This is a genomic window from Alicyclobacillus suci, assembly GCF_017329615.1.
Taxonomy (GTDB): Bacteria; Bacillota; Bacilli; order Alicyclobacillales; family Alicyclobacillaceae; genus Alicyclobacillus; species Alicyclobacillus suci.
The window spans coordinates 1-15,685 of sequence record NZ_JAFMTW010000032.1; the positions used below are offsets into that span (position 1 = coordinate 1).

A 15,685-nucleotide genomic window follows, 5' to 3' on the forward strand; every position below is an offset into this window, starting at 1 on the left:
GGGAGACCTCCTGGGAAAGTAGGACGTTGCCAGGCGAGAGAGAAGGGCCCTGAGGGGAACGCTGAGAAGGCGGGACCTTGGGGCTCTTTTTGTGTTGGGCGAAGTGCGCCGAATCTGCTCTGGTGCCACAGATGCTGCCAATACCTGCGTGTTGCGGTGGCGGATAGGCCGGAAATCGGTGGGGGAAAACTGTAGCGAATTCGAATGTGCGAGGGGGAGTTTGGTGAAGGGGAAAGTTTGTGCACTTGTGCTTGCCTGTTCGGTGCTGTTGCCGATTGCAGGGTGTGGCAATACGGCAAATAATACCGCTGTTGGTGGGTTCGTTGGCGGGGTTGGTAACGCTGTTGGGCAAGGGATGAATACCGTTGGGAACGCCACCACAGGATGGCGGAATGGTGGGAATCATGGTCGTGTGGGCGATGTGGCGACGGATGCGAATCAGCGCCACACGGTTCAAGTGGATGCGGCCCACAAAGCGATTGTATTGCGTTATCAGAATGTGGGGCGGACGGCGACACTGGCTGGGACCAATCAGCACATTTCGCATGTCACAGTGCCAATTGGCTGGACCATTCGGGTAGAGGGAACAGGGACTAAAGTCGGGGCGAATCAAGCCGGAAACACGAACATTGTCGTTGTCACACAGCGGGCGGCTGCAGCGGCTGGGCTTACGTGGAATGGGCAAACTGTCATTGGGCAGAATGCTGCAGGTGCAGGCGTGACTGGAGCAGGTACTGTGACCGGGACGCGTGGGGGTGTGACGGCGCCGGGATTGACTGCGTTTAACGGTGGAACGCCTGGACACGGCTTTACGGGTGGTGCAGCGGGCGGTACCGCAGCCGGCTTTGCGGGCGGCACGCGAGCTGGAGGAGGAACGGGTGTCGGTGGTGCCACCACAAGTGGACCCACGAATGCCCTTGTAACAGGAACTCATGTGTTACATGCGACAAAAGCTGGCCAATATGCCGTCGTGGTCACAGGCCGCAATCAAGCTCCGCAAATGTTAAGCACCATTACCGTATCGAAGACGGCGAAACTTCCGTCCATTACAGCACAAGGGAATCGTGGATAAATCACAGATTTTGCACCCTGGTCAATGGCTAAACACATGCCTGGCCAGGGTTTTAAGTGAATCGTCAGGAGGGAACATCTTGTTAGAGAAAACGACCGAAACTGGAACCCAGGTAGCGATTGAAGCACTGCAAAGTCGCGGGGTGGAAATCCAGGATATTGCGGATTTGACTTACTTCCTTCAGAAGGATTACATACCAGATTTGAACATTGAGGAATGTGTGGAGAGTGTGATGCGGGTGCTCGCAAAACACGAAGTTCAAAATGCGATTTTGACAGGCATTGAGTTGGATACCTTGGCGGAAGACGGATTGCTGAAGCGGCCTCTTCTGGATATTATTCAGCGCGATGAAAGTCTATATGGCGTGGATGAAATTTTGGCGTTATCCATACTCAACCTCTATGGAACCATTGGTTATACCAATTATGGATATATTGATAAATTGAAGCATGGCATTCTTGAGTCGTTGAACGATAAATCGACGGGAAAGGTGAACACATTTTTGGACGATCTCGTCGGTGCCGTTGCGGCGGCCGCATCGAGCCGAATTGCCCATGGGCATGAGCTAGAATTGTTTTCGTAGCGGGCTTGTGTGTTCATTGCTGGCGCCTGGCTGTCACAATGTGGCAACCAGGTGCTCACAAGTTGTCGGTTCTAGCGCACCGTTGTGGGTGTTTCGGCCGATGGACTTCGTGTGTCCGGATGTGGCGTGGTTTCTTCAATCTCCGGTTTATCTACTTGCGGCAATTCCTCTGGTTCGTTGGTCATCATGGTCGCATCACCTTTTTTAGAGTTTTGTTATGTGAGGAGTTTTAGTTTGACCTGCGTATTTCGAAATATGTACCCAATCCGGCAGCGCGCCGGTTTGGCTTCATTGACTTCCTCTATATCTCATTCGGTGATGGCCAACGTTGCGACGTAAATCATAATTTGGGCTCCGATGTGCGGAAATCGCATAGCGCTTTGCGACCTTTGTGGTAACCTAAAGGTATCAATTGTATTGTAAAAGACAGCAAAGAGGTGCCGGATATGGACAAACCATTCGCGTATGTCACGCGAGGAGGCATTGCCGAGAGCGTGCATGCCGGTGTGATAGCCGTTGTATCGAGTGAAGGCAAATTAGTAGGCGAGTTTGGAGATTCAACATTGGTGACGTTTGCGCGTAGCGCATGTAAACCGTTACAGGCGATTCCCGTGGTAGAGTCAGGTGCGATGGCTTCCTATGGTTTTGACGAAGCGGATTTAGCGCTGTTTTGCGCATCGCATAGTAGTGAACTGCAGCATACGCAGCGGGTTGAACGGATTCTCGAAAAGATTGGTCTCGATGAATCGTATCTTCAATGCGGCCCGCATATGCCGCATAGCATGGAGACATATGATCGACTGATTCAAGCAGGAAAGTCACTCAGTTCTCTATACAGCAACTGTTCGGGGAAACATTCGGGTATGTTGGCTTATTCGAAGCATGTGGGCGCCGATATACACACGTATCACCAGGTGAATCATCCTTTGCAACAAGCCATATTACAGGTGGTTGCCGAGTTGACGGAGGTGCACCAGCAAGACATCGTCCTTGGTGTCGATGGGTGTGGCATTCCGGTACACGCGCTACCTGTTCGGAATTGGGCGAAGGCGTATGCGAAGTTCGCTCATCCTGACGGGTTCGTACACGGTGACGCAATGCGCCAAATCTCCAGTGCGATGAGAGCCTATCCTCAGCTGGTGGCTGGGACGGACAGGTTTGATACGGATTTGATGACGGCGACACACGGTCGTATTCTCGCCAAAGGTGGAGCAGAAGGGTTCATGATGGTGGCGATTCCGGAGCAATCTGTCGGGATTGCGATGAAAGTGCGAGATGGCAATGCGCGTGTCATTCCACCAGTAGTCATTCGGACACTGACGAGTTTGGGTGTTTTATCGAGTGATGAACTTAAGGCGTTGCAAAAGTATGTGGTACCAGAAGTGAAAAACACGCGAGACGAAGTGGTCGGAGAGATTGTGGCCGATTTTGAGCTCAGCTTGGCTTAAGCTTTCTGATAGTAGACTTGTTTGGCAACAGAACAGTGTTCGATTGGTGGGGCGACTGCCCCACCTGAATTCTCTATGAAGCGTGGTATGCGACGCACATCATCCCGAAATAAGTGGGTACTTCATACGAGAGAAACGTGCTCTTACGCGATGCTTCCGGGATGGCGCCTGCGAGCATGAGGGTCTGCCAAATGCCGTCGGGTTTCGCGTGATGGATGAAGGCGTCTGAGAACGACGTCATCTGCTCCAGTGCGTTCGTCTTAAATAGTTCGATGACTTGTGTATCCAACGCTTTGGCGTTCTCGTGAAAACCATAAGGGCCGCGCGCGTCGTGTGCGTGCGACCAGTCGCAACTCGCGATGAGGCCGACACGTTTCCCTGATTGACGAACTTGCTGGGCGATGATGCGTCCCATGGCGAGGTGGTCATCATACGAGAGGCTGCGCGAGGGTGTGATGACGACGATGGGTACATTTGGCATGAAGTAGAGTGGCACCATGGCGCCCCAGTCGAGCGGCAGGGTGGAAAACGGCCCTTGCGTAGTGGCAAAGTTTGCTGCCGCAACGGGGATGGATTGCGCTTTTGCGCCAGTCACCATCGCGTTGGCTAAATCCCTGTCTACGCTGCGCTTGAAATGTAGAGTCACCCCTTTGTCTGGGCGCTCATCTCCGACCATCATGGCGACCGTCTGTTCGGACATCTCCCCAGCCATGAAAGATGACGTGGACACGGAAAACATCCCTTCAATTTTTAACCCATGTGGCGTCAATACGATGAGGGTGTCGGGAGCGGCTTCGTGCATCCAAGATCCCAGCTGTTGCATACTTTGTCTCGTTTTCGCCATTAAATCTGGCTCATCGCCAGAAAGTTCTTCGAGGATGGGGAGCCCGTGTGGTGTGACACAAGCAAACACAAATGGATGGCTCATGTGTTAACTCCTTTCAACGGGCTTGTACGCGCCCGATTCCCCTCTATATTAACACTCAGAGTATTTGAAATGTTGACGAGATGAAACCTCGAACAAAGAGCCCGCTTTCGGGCCCTTAGTCGTGGTTTTTCGGTTATGCCTGTTGGGACGGTTTGCGCAGGTAAACGAGGTAATAAGCTACGGCGACAAATAAAGCACCGCCAACTAAGTTGCCAAGCATCACTGGAACAAAGTTGCTAAAGTATTGCCCCCACGTCGCCTGACCAGCAAAGATGGCTGCAGGAATCACAAACATATTGGCCACTACGTGTTGGAACCCAATCGCGACAAACGCCATGATGGGGAACCAGATACCGAGTATTTTTCCTGAAAAGTCCTCGGCGCCATAGGCAAGCCATACGCCAAGGCAGACGAACCAGTTGCAGCCGATGGCGGAGAAAAAGGCTTGACCGAAATTGTCCGCTAGTTTGGCGTTGGCCACGGCAACGGTTTTCGTCAAATATGGACCAGTTTCCGTCAAACCGACAATGTGGCCGAAGAAGTATGCGACAAATACTGCGCCGATGAAGTTCGTGATGAGCACCACAATCCAGTGGCGAATCAACAAGCCAAACGAAATACGTCCCGCGAAGGCGGCCATCGGCAGGGACATCAACGCACCTGTGAGCAATTCGGCGCCGGCCAACACACATAGGATGAGTCCGACCGGAAAGACGGCAGCCCCGAGAAAGGAGCCGAATGAGCCCCATTGCGGTGGGAGATCTCCACTGACGCGGATGTCGAGGAGAAAGCCGATGGAGATAAACGCGCCTGCGAGAAAACCCAGTATCAGTAAGCTCAGCATCGGCAGTCGGGCTTTGCTTTCACCTGCGTTTACGGTGATTTCAGCGATTTTTTGTGGTGTGTGAAACATCGTTTTTGAACCCCTTTCTGAGCGAATTGCCAAGATTGCTATGGACGTGAATAACCAGCTCACCAATTCCAAAAACTTGTACAGGTAGAAAGCTACTCTGTTGTAGTTTGTGGACAATGTATGGGTTACATGTATGGGACTGTTAACAACCTGAAGAGGAGTTGAGATGATGAGCCAGAGTGATTCCCATAATGGGCAATTGATCTCACTCGAAATCGACGGCGTGATGGCCGCGGTGGAATCTGGAGCTAGTGTGCTCGATGCCATTTTGTCTGTGAATGATCACTATCCGCATATCTGTTATCACGAGGCGCTGGGGCCGATTGAAACGTGTGATACATGCATTTGTGAAGTCGATGGGCAACTTCAGCGGGCATGTGCCACGAAGGCAGCGTCCGGCATGAAAATCAGTACTGCTGGCCGGTCGCCGGAGGTTCGCATGGAGGCGTTAAATCGGATTCTGCACAATCACGAGTTGTATTGCACCGTGTGCGATAACAACAACGGGAATTGTACTGTGCACAACACGTCCATGCATATGGGGGTCGAACACCAAAAGTATCCGTTCGAGCCGAAGCCGTACGAACAGGATAACTCGAACCCGTTCTATCGTTACGACCCTGACCAATGCATTCTCTGCGGACGCTGCGTGGAGGCGTGCCAGAATCTACAGGTCAGCGAAGTCCTGTCGATTGACTGGGAACGAGAACATCCACGGGTCATTTGGGATGATGACCGCCCTATCCAAGAGTCGTCGTGTGTCTCTTGTGGGCATTGTGTAACGGTGTGCCCGTGTAATGCGCTGATGGAGAAAAACATGTTGGGCGAGGCAGGTTATATGACCGGCATCCGACCGTCTTTGTGGGAGTCGATGGTTCACCTCACGAAGGAAATTGAGCCAGGTTATGGTCCGATTTTTACCGTTTCCGAAATCGAATCTCAGATGCGTGAGTCGCGGATTAAACGTACGAAGACGGTCTGTACATACTGCGGGGTCGGCTGCAGTTTTGACGTTTGGACAAAGGGCCGCAAGGTATTGAAAGTAGAGCCGCAGATGGAGGCACCAGCCAATCAAATCTCCACTTGCATCAAGGGGAAGTTTGGATGGGATTTCGTGAATAGCGACGAGCGGTTAACTTCGCCGTTGATCCGCCGTGGAGACGAATTCGTGCCTGTGTCTTGGGAAGAGGCCCTCGATTACGCGGCGCAGCGCTTGTCGGAGATGAAGGAGAAGCATGGTCCAGATGCGATTGGGCTGATTTCTTCGTCCAAGTGTACGAACGAGGAAAATTACCTCATGCAAAAGTTCGCACGGGCCGTGATTGGCACCAATAATATCGACAACTGTTCGCGTTATTGCCAGACGCCAGCTACGGAGGGCCTGAAGCGGACGTTCGGGCTCGGTGGAGATACCGGTTCTATCAAGGATTTGGCGAATAGCGATCTCGTCATGATTGTCGGCGCCAACCCAGCGGAATCTCACCCGGTTTTGTCGACGCGTATCCGACGTGCTCATAAGAAGCGCGGACAGAAATTGATTGTCGCGGATTTGCGGCGCAACGACATGGCGAATCGGGCGGACATCTTTTTGCATCCAAAGCCGGGGACGGATTTGATTTGGCTGTCGGCGGTGACCAAATACATCATTGATCAAGGTTGGCACGACACGAAGTTTATCGAAACGCACGCCAATGGATTTGACGATTTTGTCAAGTGGCTGGAACCGTACACCTTGGAGTATGCCGAGGAGCAAACTGGACTGTCGAAGGACATTTTGGTTGAGACGGCTGAGATGATTCACCATGCGAGTTCCATGTGTATCTGTTGGGCTATGGGCGTCACACAGCACATCGCCGGCAGTGAGACGAGTACGGCGATATGTAATTTGCTTCTCGCGACGGGCAATGTCGGGCGTCCGAATACCGGCGCGTATCCGCTGCGTGGCCACAATAATGTGCAAGGTGCAGGCGATATGGGATGTGCGCCCACGTATATGCCAGGATATGAGTTTGTTGACGACGAGAACGTACGCGCGAAATACGAACAGGCTTGGGGTGTGAAATTGCCGACGAATCCGGGAGCAGATAACCATCGGATGGTGGAACAGATTCACGAGGGGAAACTCAAGGCCATGTATGTGATGGGCGAGGAGATGGCGATTGTGGATTCCAACGCCAACCACGTGCAAGCGGCGTTTGAGAAACTTGAGTTTTTTATCGTGCAGGATGTGTTTTTCAGCAAGACTGCGCAGTTTGCGGATGTCATCTTCCCGGCGGCGCCGAGTTTTGAAAAAGAGGGGACATTCACCAACACGGAGCGTCGGATTCAGCGGTTGTATCGAGTGTTCGAGCCGATGGCGGGGTCGCGACCGGATTGGGAAATCCTTCGTGACCTGGCGAATCGATTGGGTGCGAACTGGACGTACGAACACCCGTCGGAAATTCTCGAAGAGGCATGTGGACTCACGGAATTGATGAAGGGCGTCCGTTACGAATTGCTGGAGGGATATCACAGTTTACAGTGGCCCGTGTTGGAAGATGGAACAGACACGCCGGTGCTTTATTTGGACGGATTTGGCTTCCCGGATAAGAAGGCGAGATTCTATGCGCCGACGTATCGCGAGCCGGTGCTGCAACCGAACGAAGTGTATGATTTGCACCTCAATAACGGCCGGATGCTCGAGCACTTCCACGAAGGGAATTTGACCTATCGGGTGGCCGGCATTCGCGAGAAAATCCCGACTACCTACCTGGAGATTTCCAAGGAACTGGCGCGTGAGCGCAAGATTTCGACCGGTGCGCTCGTCCGTTTGGTTTCGCCATATGGCCAGGTGAAGTTGCGCGTCGTTGTGACGGATAGAGTATCGGGGAAAGAAGTCTATTTGCCGATGAATACGGCGGATGATCAAGAAGCGGTGAATTACCTCACCAGTAGCTACCATGACGATATCACGCATACGCCAGCGTACAAGGAAATTTCGGTGCGGATGGAAGTGCTGGAAGGCAAGGGTCCTTCGCCAATAGTGCGAGGCAATTTCCGATTGGGTAATCCGCAGCCCCGTCCAGGCGTCATGGTCGAGCGCAAGTGGAAGCGGCGCGATTATCGACCACTGACCGATGACACCGTGACAGAGGACAAAGTTAAACAGCGTTAGGAGGGAAGCGCGAATGGCACAAGCGATACGGCGGGTCGCACAACACGAAATCACCGAAGAGCAGGTATTCTATGAAGCGCAAATGAGCATCGAGGATGAGTTGGTTGAGAGTAAGGACGCCGTGATCCAAATTTTGAAACTGGCTCGGCGTCTCCATGAGACAGAATTTCTCAACATGGTGACGGCTCTGCTCGAACAGGGGACAGATGTTTTGGAAATCGTCGTCAATCAAGCGGGCAAGCCGCAGTATGCAAAGGGCCTTAAGAATGTGATGGGACTTGTGCAGATGCTTGGCGTCCTCGATGTCTCATCTTTATCTGGGGTTGTCCAAGCGTTAACCAATACCACGGAACGCGCGGAGAACGGTGATATCGAACCGATACGAGGGCCAATCAAGCTCCTGGGCGCGATGCGTGACCCGGATGTCGGCCTCGCCCTGGGTTTCGCATTTGACTTTTTGCGCGCGCTTGGGGTGCAGCTCCGTGTACAGAGCCAGAGCCACGCAGTGCAGAATTCGCCGTCCGCGGCGGATGAGGGAGGGCATCATTGATGGAACATACCAATGGGCGCATGGGCGGGGCCGATGTCGATAGAGAGGATGCAAATACGCTGACGAATCGCCAGGGACATCCTGTCACGGACAATCAAAGCATGCGCACGGTCGGGCGGCGCGGTCCGACTACGCTTGAGAACTACGATTTTCTCGAGAAAATCACGCACTTTGATCGCGAGCGCATCCCGGAACGCGTCGTCCACGCCAGAGGGGCTGGTGCCCACGGCTACTTTGAGACGTACGGCAAGGTGGGCGATGAGCCGGTATCGAAATACACACGGGCCAAGCTGTTTCAGACACCGGGTGCGCGTACGCCGGTTTTTGTGCGGTTTTCATCGGTCATTCATGGCACGCATTCGCCAGAGACCTTGCGCGACCCGCGTGGCTTCGCCGTCAAGTTCTATACGGAGGATGGCAATTGGGATTTGGTCGGCAACAATCTGAAAGTGTTCTTCATTCGTGACGCGATGAAGTTTCCGGATATGGTGCATGCGTTCAAGCCGGACCCGGTGACGAACATCCAAGATGAGGAGCGATTTTTCGACTTTGTCGCCAACTCGCCAGAGGCCACGCACATGGTGACTTTCTTGTATTCGCCGTGGGGCATTCCCGCCAATTACCGTCAGATGCAAGGCTCGGGTGTCAACACGTATAAATGGGTCAACGCCGACGGGGTCGCGGTGCTTGTCAAATATCATTGGCAGCCTTTGTCGCAAGGTATTCGCAATCTGACACAGCGGGAAGCCACCGAGATTCAGGCGACAAACTTCAATCACGCGACCCAGGATTTGTACGAGGCCATTGAACGTGGGGATTATCCAGAGTGGGAGCTTTGCGTGCAAATTATGAGTGACGATGAACATCCGGAACTCGATTTTGATCCGCTTGATCCGACGAAAATCTGGCCGGAAGAAGCGTTTCCGTTTCTACCTGTGGGCAAAATGGTCCTGAATAAGAATCCGGAGAATTACTTTGCCGAAGTCGAACAGGCGGCATTTGGCACTGGCGTGCTGGTGGATGGTCTCGATTTTTCGGACGACAAATTGCTGCAGGGCCGCACGTTCTCTTACTCGGATACACAGCGTTATCGCGTGGGCCCCAATTATCTGCAGCTACCTATCAACGCACCGCGCAAGCGCGTGGCGACGAACCAGGAAGGCGGCCAGATGTTATACCACGTGGATAGGCTGAATCCACACGTCAACTACGAACCGTCGTCGCTTGGGGGTCTCGAAGAGGGGAAAGAGGGCGGCAAGGAGTACACGCCATATATCAGCGGTCACTTGGTGCGCCAAAAAATTGACAGGACCAACGACTTTAAGCAGGCCGGCGAGCGTTACCGGGCGTTTGAGGACTGGGAGCGCGACGATTTAATCGCCAACCTCGTCAATGGCTTAAGCAAGTGTCGCAAGGTGATTCAGGATAAGATGATTGAGCACTTCACCAAAGCCGATGCTGAATACGGTCGCCGCGTGGCGGAAGGGTTGAAATTGAAGGCCGCTCAGCAAGGCGGGGTGGCGGGCCCGCTCGGATCGCGAGAAGCTGGCGCTGCAGTCACAGAAGCAGTGCACGACTCGCATTCGGCGAAACCGTACTGAGTGGATTTGAATTGTAGCGGGATAGGAGTATACCCGGTTGGCTGAGAGTAGCCAGCCGGGTATCTTTGTGGGGGCGCCTGGTGGAAGCGAGGCGGATTGATCAAGCCCCCAGGCTACCATTGGTCCCCGACCTACGCGCACCCGACCATTGGGCAATTTTTCCGATGTGGGGTTCATCTTCGGCGCAATCAAAGTTATAATGATGAAAAATAAAGTAACTAACCCGATGGAAGTGCATGGGCGGAGCCCATCTGTGCCTGTGGCCAGATGGGGCGTATCCTTGCATGCCGCCTTGTTTCAGGAACGCAGATGCGTCAGGAGGACCGTTATGATTGAGGTATACCCAGCTGATTCGCGGTTTCACGCCGAGCACGACTGGTTACGTTCCAATTTTAGCTTTTCGTTTGGTCCCTACTACAATCCGGATAATACCCGCTTTGGTCCAATGCGCGTGCTGAATGACGATTTTATTGCGCCCCAGAAGGGGTTTGGCGCACACCCACACAGTGACATGGAGGTCGTCTCCATTGTGCTCACGGGCAAGTTGCGGCACCAGGATAATCTGGGCAATGTCGGTGTCACGTCGTGGGGTGAAATTCAGCGGATGACGGCAGGTCGTGGCATCATTCACACGGAGTATAGCGCTTCGACGGATGAAGAACTCAACTTGCTACAAATGTGGTTTGAGCCGGAGGCGCGCGGACTTGAGCCATCTTACGAAATTACGCGTTTTGATGTGGACGCGCTGGCTCGGCGGTGGACGCCGGTCGTCTCGACAGACGCATCTGATCACGTCGCGAAAATTCACCAGGACATGACAATTTATCTCACCGACTTGGCGATTGGTGAGACGAGGAGCTATGAGACGGCGGCGACGCGTCGAATGTTTTTGTTCGTCATTGACGGTGATATCCAGGTGGGCGATGAGACAGAACTGCACAAGCGGGACTCCGCTCGAATTACGGAATTGTCAAAACTTGAAGTCCGCGCGACATCGCCGTCCCGGTTGATGCTCATTGACTTGCCATAGGAGGTGCCCTGCGGTGCATGAACGGCTGAGGATTCATCATGGAGTCGGATCACGGGTGTTGTTTGATTCGGATAAAGGAAACGTTCCTTTTACCTATGCGCAGGAGGGCAGCGGGTGGAAGTTCACTGTGCAGACGGCAAAGACCCCGGAGATTGACGAAGTCCTGCGGCTTAAGGACGAAGTGAACGTTTTTATTTTTCGCGAGAAGAACGGGGTAGCCATAGAGAAAGTCTGGTTTTACACGGGCGATGGCGCGGTGGATTACAGCGACGAGGAAGCTGCGTTGGTGATTGTGGCGAGCCGGCAGATTGCCTACCATCCAGGGGACTTTGAGCCGTAAATCAGAGGTTGATGGGTCATCAGAACATGCTGCGGCCAAATGGCAGAGCAGTGTGTTCTTTTTTTGTTTGGCTGTGCCGCGTAGTAGGGACACGTATCGGCTGCGCTTGTACCCCCATCGGCATATCTATGTGGCGATGCGAGGGGGCTGAAATCGATGGAAACCATTGTGTTCCTAGGTTGTCAGAGGAGCGGGTCGAGTAGGGAAGCCATTCAAGCCGCGAAGGATTTAGGCTATCATACGGTGCTCTTGACGGATAGGAAGTCGTTTGTCGAAGAAGCGCGCGACTTTCCGGATGTCGACGAGATGATATATACGGATTTGGCGCGGGAGGCGAAGGTGCGAGGCGTCGTTCAATCCTTGCGGGACAACGGGCGCGACATACGGGCCATTACGAGTTTTGTCGAACCGAATGTCTCGCGGGCCGCGCGTTTGCACAACCAGTTTTGCGATGGGCGGTTGTCGGCAGACGCGATGGCGGTGATGGAAGACAAGGTCAAAACGCGCAGTGCATTGGTGGGGACGCCTTATAACGTGAGGTATCTCGTCTACGATGGACGGCGTTCCATTGATCAGCTGGTTCGTCGTATCGGCTGGTATCCGGTGGTGATGAAGCGGCCGGGCTCGGCGGGCTCGAAAGATGTCATTCGGGCGTTTTCCCCGCAACAATGCAGGCACCGCATTCGCCAGTTGACTGAGAAGTCTCCCTTCGGGCGAATTCTCATTGAAGAATATATTCGTGGGCCGCAATACCTTGTAGAGGTTTTGGTGCATCGGCGAACGATTCATATCGTCGCGATTGTCGAACAGCACATGTTGAAGCATGAAGGGCGAATGATTGTGGCGGGGTATGCCGTTCTTATTCGGCCACCGCGCGAGTTGCTCGACAGTTTGCGCGAAGCGGTGAAGGACGTTGTCATGAAGCTCGGATTCGAGCACGGACCGTGCCATATCGAACTGCGCCGCCGCGGTGATGCGTGGAAGGTCATTGAAATCAATCCGCGGATGTCGGGAAGCGCGATGAATCGGATGATTGAACTGGCTTATGGGGTCAATCTCGCCGAGCAGACGCTGAGATTGATGGTCGGGCAATCGATTGATTTGCGGGGGCGGACACGGCAACACGTGTATACCCAGTTTGTCACCGTAAATCAAACAGGTATCCTGGAGGCGGTTGAAGGTCGGGCGCGCGCTGAGCGCGTGCCGGGGGTTCGCGTGGTATCGATTAAGCCGCGCAAAGGGGATAAAGTTCAGCGCCCGAAGTCGATGGGGCATCGTTATGCGTATGTTATCGCTTCGGATGAAGACTCGCTGGACTTTGCACGGGAAGCTGCAATGCGCGCGGCGGGTTATCTTCATTTTACAGTGCGAGAAAGCGGGTATGCGCGATGACGGAGAAACCGAGAATTGGCTACTTGCACCTTCGGCGAGATCCTGAAAAGGTTCGGAAATTGTATGCGTTTCAGGCGGTAGCGAAGATGGAGGGCGCGTTGTTGTTTTATTTTTCCCCTCGGCGGATTGACTTGGCTTCAAAGACCGTTCAAGGGCTGGTTTATGAAAATGGGCGTTATCGCGCGCGAACTATGCCGTTTCCCGACGTCGTCTACAACGACAGGACGCCGCAGGATGGCGTTGGGGCGAAGCTCGTCGAGGCGATGCTCGAAACGGTTCCTGTGACCAGCCATTCGGTCGGCAATAAGCTCACCGTGTATCGGCGGATCTTGTCTGGAAAAGTATTTGCAGATTACTTGATTCCATCTCGACGGGTGGTGGACGGTCGGGACGTGATTGACTATGCGGACCAGCACGGGAAAATCGTTGTGAAACCAGTGTCAGGTCGACAGGGTAAGGGGATTTTCTATATTCGGCGACAAGCACCAAATCGGCAAGCTGCACGTTATCGGGTGATAGAGTCAGGTGTCACAAAGTTTTATACGGCGTCCGAATTGACGTCGGTGATGAATTTGCGCCTGCGGACGACGGATTATTTGATGCAGCCGTTCATCGTCTCACAGACCAAAGATGGGGCTACGTACGATTTTCGGATTCACGTGCAAAAGGATAAGACAGGGGATTGGACGTTGACTGCAGTGTATCCGCGTATGGCTAGCGCGAACAGCGTCATTCCCAATCTCAGCAGCGGTGGGTACACGATGTTCCCGGAATTGTTTTTTCAGCGCGAGTTTGGCGCCCGGTCGTCTGCGATGTTCGCCGAATTAGCGGATTTTGGCATAGGCCTTGCGCGCCATTTAGAGCGCGTATCCGGGCAATCGTATGATGAGTTGGGCATCGATGTCGGAATTGACGAACGCCGTCGTCTGTGGCTCTACGAAGTCAACTGGCGGCCGGGACCACCGCCGATTTGGAATATCGAACTCGACGTGGTTCGTAACGCCGTCGGTTACGCCATGTACTTGGCTGGCGTAAGGCAGCGCGCGAGAAGATAGCGCGCTGCTTTTGTTTTTTTCTATAAAATCATATAAAATCAACATAAACAAAGATAATGGTGTATAATCAAAAATGTAATCTTCGACGGCAGGTCTGCGGAGGTGAGAACATCATGATGAACTTGCTCGCCATTGACTTAGGCGCGTCCTCTGGAAGGGTCATGCGTGCATCGTTTAATGGTGCCACGTTAAGTTTGCAAGAGGTCAGGCGATTTCGAAATCAACCGGCTTATATTTTTGATCGAATGTACACGAATCTCTATTCCATTTATCAAGAGATGAAGTGGGGCATCGCCGACGTCGTCAAAACGCACGGTCAAGTAGCGGCGTTGGGAATTGACAGTTGGGCAGTCGATTATGGGCTTGTCGACAGTAACGGTCATTTGTTAGATCTGCCGAGGCACTATCGCGACGGGCGCAATGTGTCTGCGATGGCTGAGGTGGTGGACAAAGTCGGAAAAAAGGAACTGTTTTTGCGGACAGGAATTCAGTTACAGCCATTCAATACGCTCTATCAATTGTATGCAATGAAGCGCGAGAATGAGAATCTATTGTCTGCCGCAGATAAACTGTTGCTTATTCCTGACCTCTTGAATTTCTTCCTGTGTGGTGAAATGGCGGCGGAGTTTACCAATGCCACGACGACGCAGTTGATGTGTGCGGGGGTATGTGAGTGGGATAGAGATTTAATGGCGCAGCTTCAGTTGCCGGATGGACTCTTGCCTTCGATTGTACCCGCTGGAAGCGCTTTAGGTTATGTGCGAGACCCGGAACTATTGCGTATGGGGCCGGTATCGTCGACGCGCGTAATTCATACCACCTCGCATGATACCGCTTGCGCTGTCGTTTCCGTGCCGACAGATGGACAGCATTACGCGTACATCAGTTCTGGCACTTGGTCTTTGATGGGCACCGTCGTTGCGGAGCCGATGATTAATGAATTGACGGAACAGTTGAACTTCACCAATGAAGGCGGCTTAGGGAATTATCGACTGCTCAAAAATGTCATGGGACTCTGGCTGATTCAAGAGACGCAGCGCGTACTCGAATCGGTTGGAGAACAGGCGGACATTGAGCGGTTGATTCATCGTGCCCGCATGGCAAAACCATTTCAGTTTCTGTTTAATCCCGACGATGTACGCCTGTTGCAGCCGGAAAATATGCCGGATACCATTCGGCAAATCTGCGTCGAGACTGGGCAAATCCCACCAACCGACGCAGGGTCGTTGGTTCGTGGCATTTTTGAATCCCTGGCGCTGAAATACCGCATGGTATTGGACGAACTGGAACGGGTGACCGGGCGACATTATGCGGCGGTGCACATCGTCGGGGGCGGATCGCAAAATCAACTCTTGTCCCAGTTCACCGCCAATGCGACTGCGCGCATGGTGGTGGCCGGCCCGAGTGAAGCCAGTGCAATGGGCAATGTGTTGGTGCAACTGTTGGCACTTGGTGAAATTGCGACGCCATCGGATATGACGGAACTCGTCATTCGTTCAGTCGAGCCTGTGACCTACGTGCCGCGGGATGTCGATTTGTGGGAATCCGCGTACGCCACATTCCAGCGGATTGTTGAAAAGCAAGCGGAGTCTCAAAGCCTATCGATAGAAACCTAGGAG

General features: G+C 53.3%; 13 protein-coding genes. 11 read left to right on the forward strand and 2 right to left on the reverse strand.

Annotated features, from left to right (window positions below; translation table 11 throughout):
* Window positions 1-223 precede the first annotated feature (223 nt).
* From J3482_RS14150 to J3482_RS14160, 3 genes are all read left to right on the forward strand, one after another.
* Complete coding sequence (locus J3482_RS14150) at window positions 224-1,072, forward strand: hypothetical protein (RefSeq protein WP_206922591.1); 849 nt, start codon at window positions 224-226, stop codon at window positions 1,070-1,072.
* Between the two features lie 79 nt (window positions 1,073-1,151).
* Window positions 1,152-1,655 (forward strand): phosphatidylglycerophosphatase A family protein, encoded by a 504-nt coding sequence (locus J3482_RS14155; RefSeq protein ID WP_146824781.1) that lies wholly within the window; start codon window positions 1,152-1,154, stop codon window positions 1,653-1,655.
* A 446-nt stretch (window positions 1,656-2,101) separates the two neighbouring features.
* Window positions 2,102-3,103 (forward strand): asparaginase, encoded by a 1,002-nt coding sequence (locus J3482_RS14160; protein WP_206922592.1) that lies wholly within the window; start codon window positions 2,102-2,104, stop codon window positions 3,101-3,103.
* A 73-nt stretch (window positions 3,104-3,176) separates the two neighbouring features.
* Here the strand turns inward: J3482_RS14160 and J3482_RS14165 are convergent, their stop codons facing one another.
* Window positions 3,177-4,031 carry a DODA-type extradiol aromatic ring-opening family dioxygenase gene (locus J3482_RS14165; RefSeq protein WP_206922593.1) on the reverse strand — a complete coding sequence of 285 codons (855 nt, stop codon included), beginning with the start codon at window positions 4,029-4,031 and terminating at the stop codon, window positions 3,177-3,179.
* A gap of 133 nt (window positions 4,032-4,164) precedes the next feature.
* Window positions 4,165-4,944: a formate/nitrite transporter family protein gene (locus tag J3482_RS14170; protein ID WP_146824784.1), complete on the reverse strand. Its 780-nt coding sequence runs from the start codon at window positions 4,942-4,944 to the stop codon at window positions 4,165-4,167.
* Between the two features lie 169 nt (window positions 4,945-5,113).
* Between J3482_RS14170 and fdhF the strand changes: the two genes are divergently transcribed.
* The 8 genes from fdhF (at window position 5,114) to J3482_RS14210 (ending at window position 15,682) form a co-directional block, all read left to right on the forward strand.
* Entirely contained in the window at window positions 5,114-8,098 is a 2,985-nt protein-coding gene (gene fdhF / locus J3482_RS14175; protein ID WP_146824785.1) for a formate dehydrogenase subunit alpha, read from the forward strand.
* Window positions 8,099-8,111: 13 nt separating this feature from the next.
* A complete protein-coding gene (locus J3482_RS14180) occupies window positions 8,112-8,648 on the forward strand; it encodes a helical membrane plugin domain-containing protein (protein ID WP_146824786.1) in 537 nt (178 codons plus the stop codon).
* Window positions 8,648-10,249, forward strand: coding sequence for a catalase (locus tag J3482_RS14185; protein ID WP_206922594.1), 1,602 nt, complete (start codon window positions 8,648-8,650; stop codon window positions 10,247-10,249). The genes J3482_RS14180 and J3482_RS14185 overlap by 1 nt, the downstream gene beginning before the upstream one ends.
* 328 nt (window positions 10,250-10,577) lie before the next feature.
* The gene (locus J3482_RS14190; protein WP_146824787.1) at window positions 10,578-11,279 is read left to right on the forward strand and encodes a pirin family protein; all 702 of its coding nucleotides are present in this window, start codon (window positions 10,578-10,580) and stop codon (window positions 11,277-11,279) included.
* Window positions 11,280-11,292: 13 nt separating this feature from the next.
* Complete coding sequence (locus tag J3482_RS14195; protein WP_146824788.1) at window positions 11,293-11,619, forward strand: hypothetical protein; 327 nt, start codon at window positions 11,293-11,295, stop codon at window positions 11,617-11,619.
* A 156-nt stretch (window positions 11,620-11,775) separates the two neighbouring features.
* Window positions 11,776-13,011: an ATP-grasp domain-containing protein gene (locus tag J3482_RS14200; protein WP_206922595.1), complete on the forward strand. Its 1,236-nt coding sequence runs from the start codon at window positions 11,776-11,778 to the stop codon at window positions 13,009-13,011.
* Complete coding sequence (locus J3482_RS14205) at window positions 13,008-14,066, forward strand: YheC/YheD family endospore coat-associated protein (RefSeq protein WP_206922596.1); 1,059 nt, start codon at window positions 13,008-13,010, stop codon at window positions 14,064-14,066. Before J3482_RS14200 ends, J3482_RS14205 begins: the two co-directional genes overlap by 4 nt.
* Window positions 14,067-14,179: 113 nt before the next feature.
* Entirely contained in the window at window positions 14,180-15,682 is a 1,503-nt protein-coding gene (locus J3482_RS14210; protein WP_188332174.1) for a rhamnulokinase, read from the forward strand.
* The last annotated feature ends 3 nt before the right edge of the window (window positions 15,683-15,685 follow it).

Coding starts and splice junctions, on each gene's coding strand:
- J3482_RS14170 (WP_146824784.1), bottom strand. CDS start 4,944: ATGTTTCACACACCACAAAAAATCGCTGAAATCACCGTAAACGCAGGT.
- fdhF (WP_146824785.1), top strand. CDS start 5,114: ATGAGCCAGAGTGATTCCCATAATGGGCAATTGATCTCACTCGAAATC.
- J3482_RS14160 (WP_206922592.1), top strand. CDS start 2,102: ATGGACAAACCATTCGCGTATGTCACGCGAGGAGGCATTGCCGAGAGC.
- J3482_RS14200 (WP_206922595.1), top strand. CDS start 11,776: ATGGAAACCATTGTGTTCCTAGGTTGTCAGAGGAGCGGGTCGAGTAGG.
- J3482_RS14210 (WP_188332174.1), top strand. CDS start 14,180: ATGATGAACTTGCTCGCCATTGACTTAGGCGCGTCCTCTGGAAGGGTC.
- J3482_RS14205 (WP_206922596.1), top strand. CDS start 13,008: ATGACGGAGAAACCGAGAATTGGCTACTTGCACCTTCGGCGAGATCCT.
- J3482_RS14185 (WP_206922594.1), top strand. CDS start 8,648: ATGGAACATACCAATGGGCGCATGGGCGGGGCCGATGTCGATAGAGAG.
- J3482_RS14165 (WP_206922593.1), bottom strand. CDS start 4,031: ATGAGCCATCCATTTGTGTTTGCTTGTGTCACACCACACGGGCTCCCC.
- J3482_RS14180 (WP_146824786.1), top strand. CDS start 8,112: ATGGCACAAGCGATACGGCGGGTCGCACAACACGAAATCACCGAAGAG.
- J3482_RS14190 (WP_146824787.1), top strand. CDS start 10,578: ATGATTGAGGTATACCCAGCTGATTCGCGGTTTCACGCCGAGCACGAC.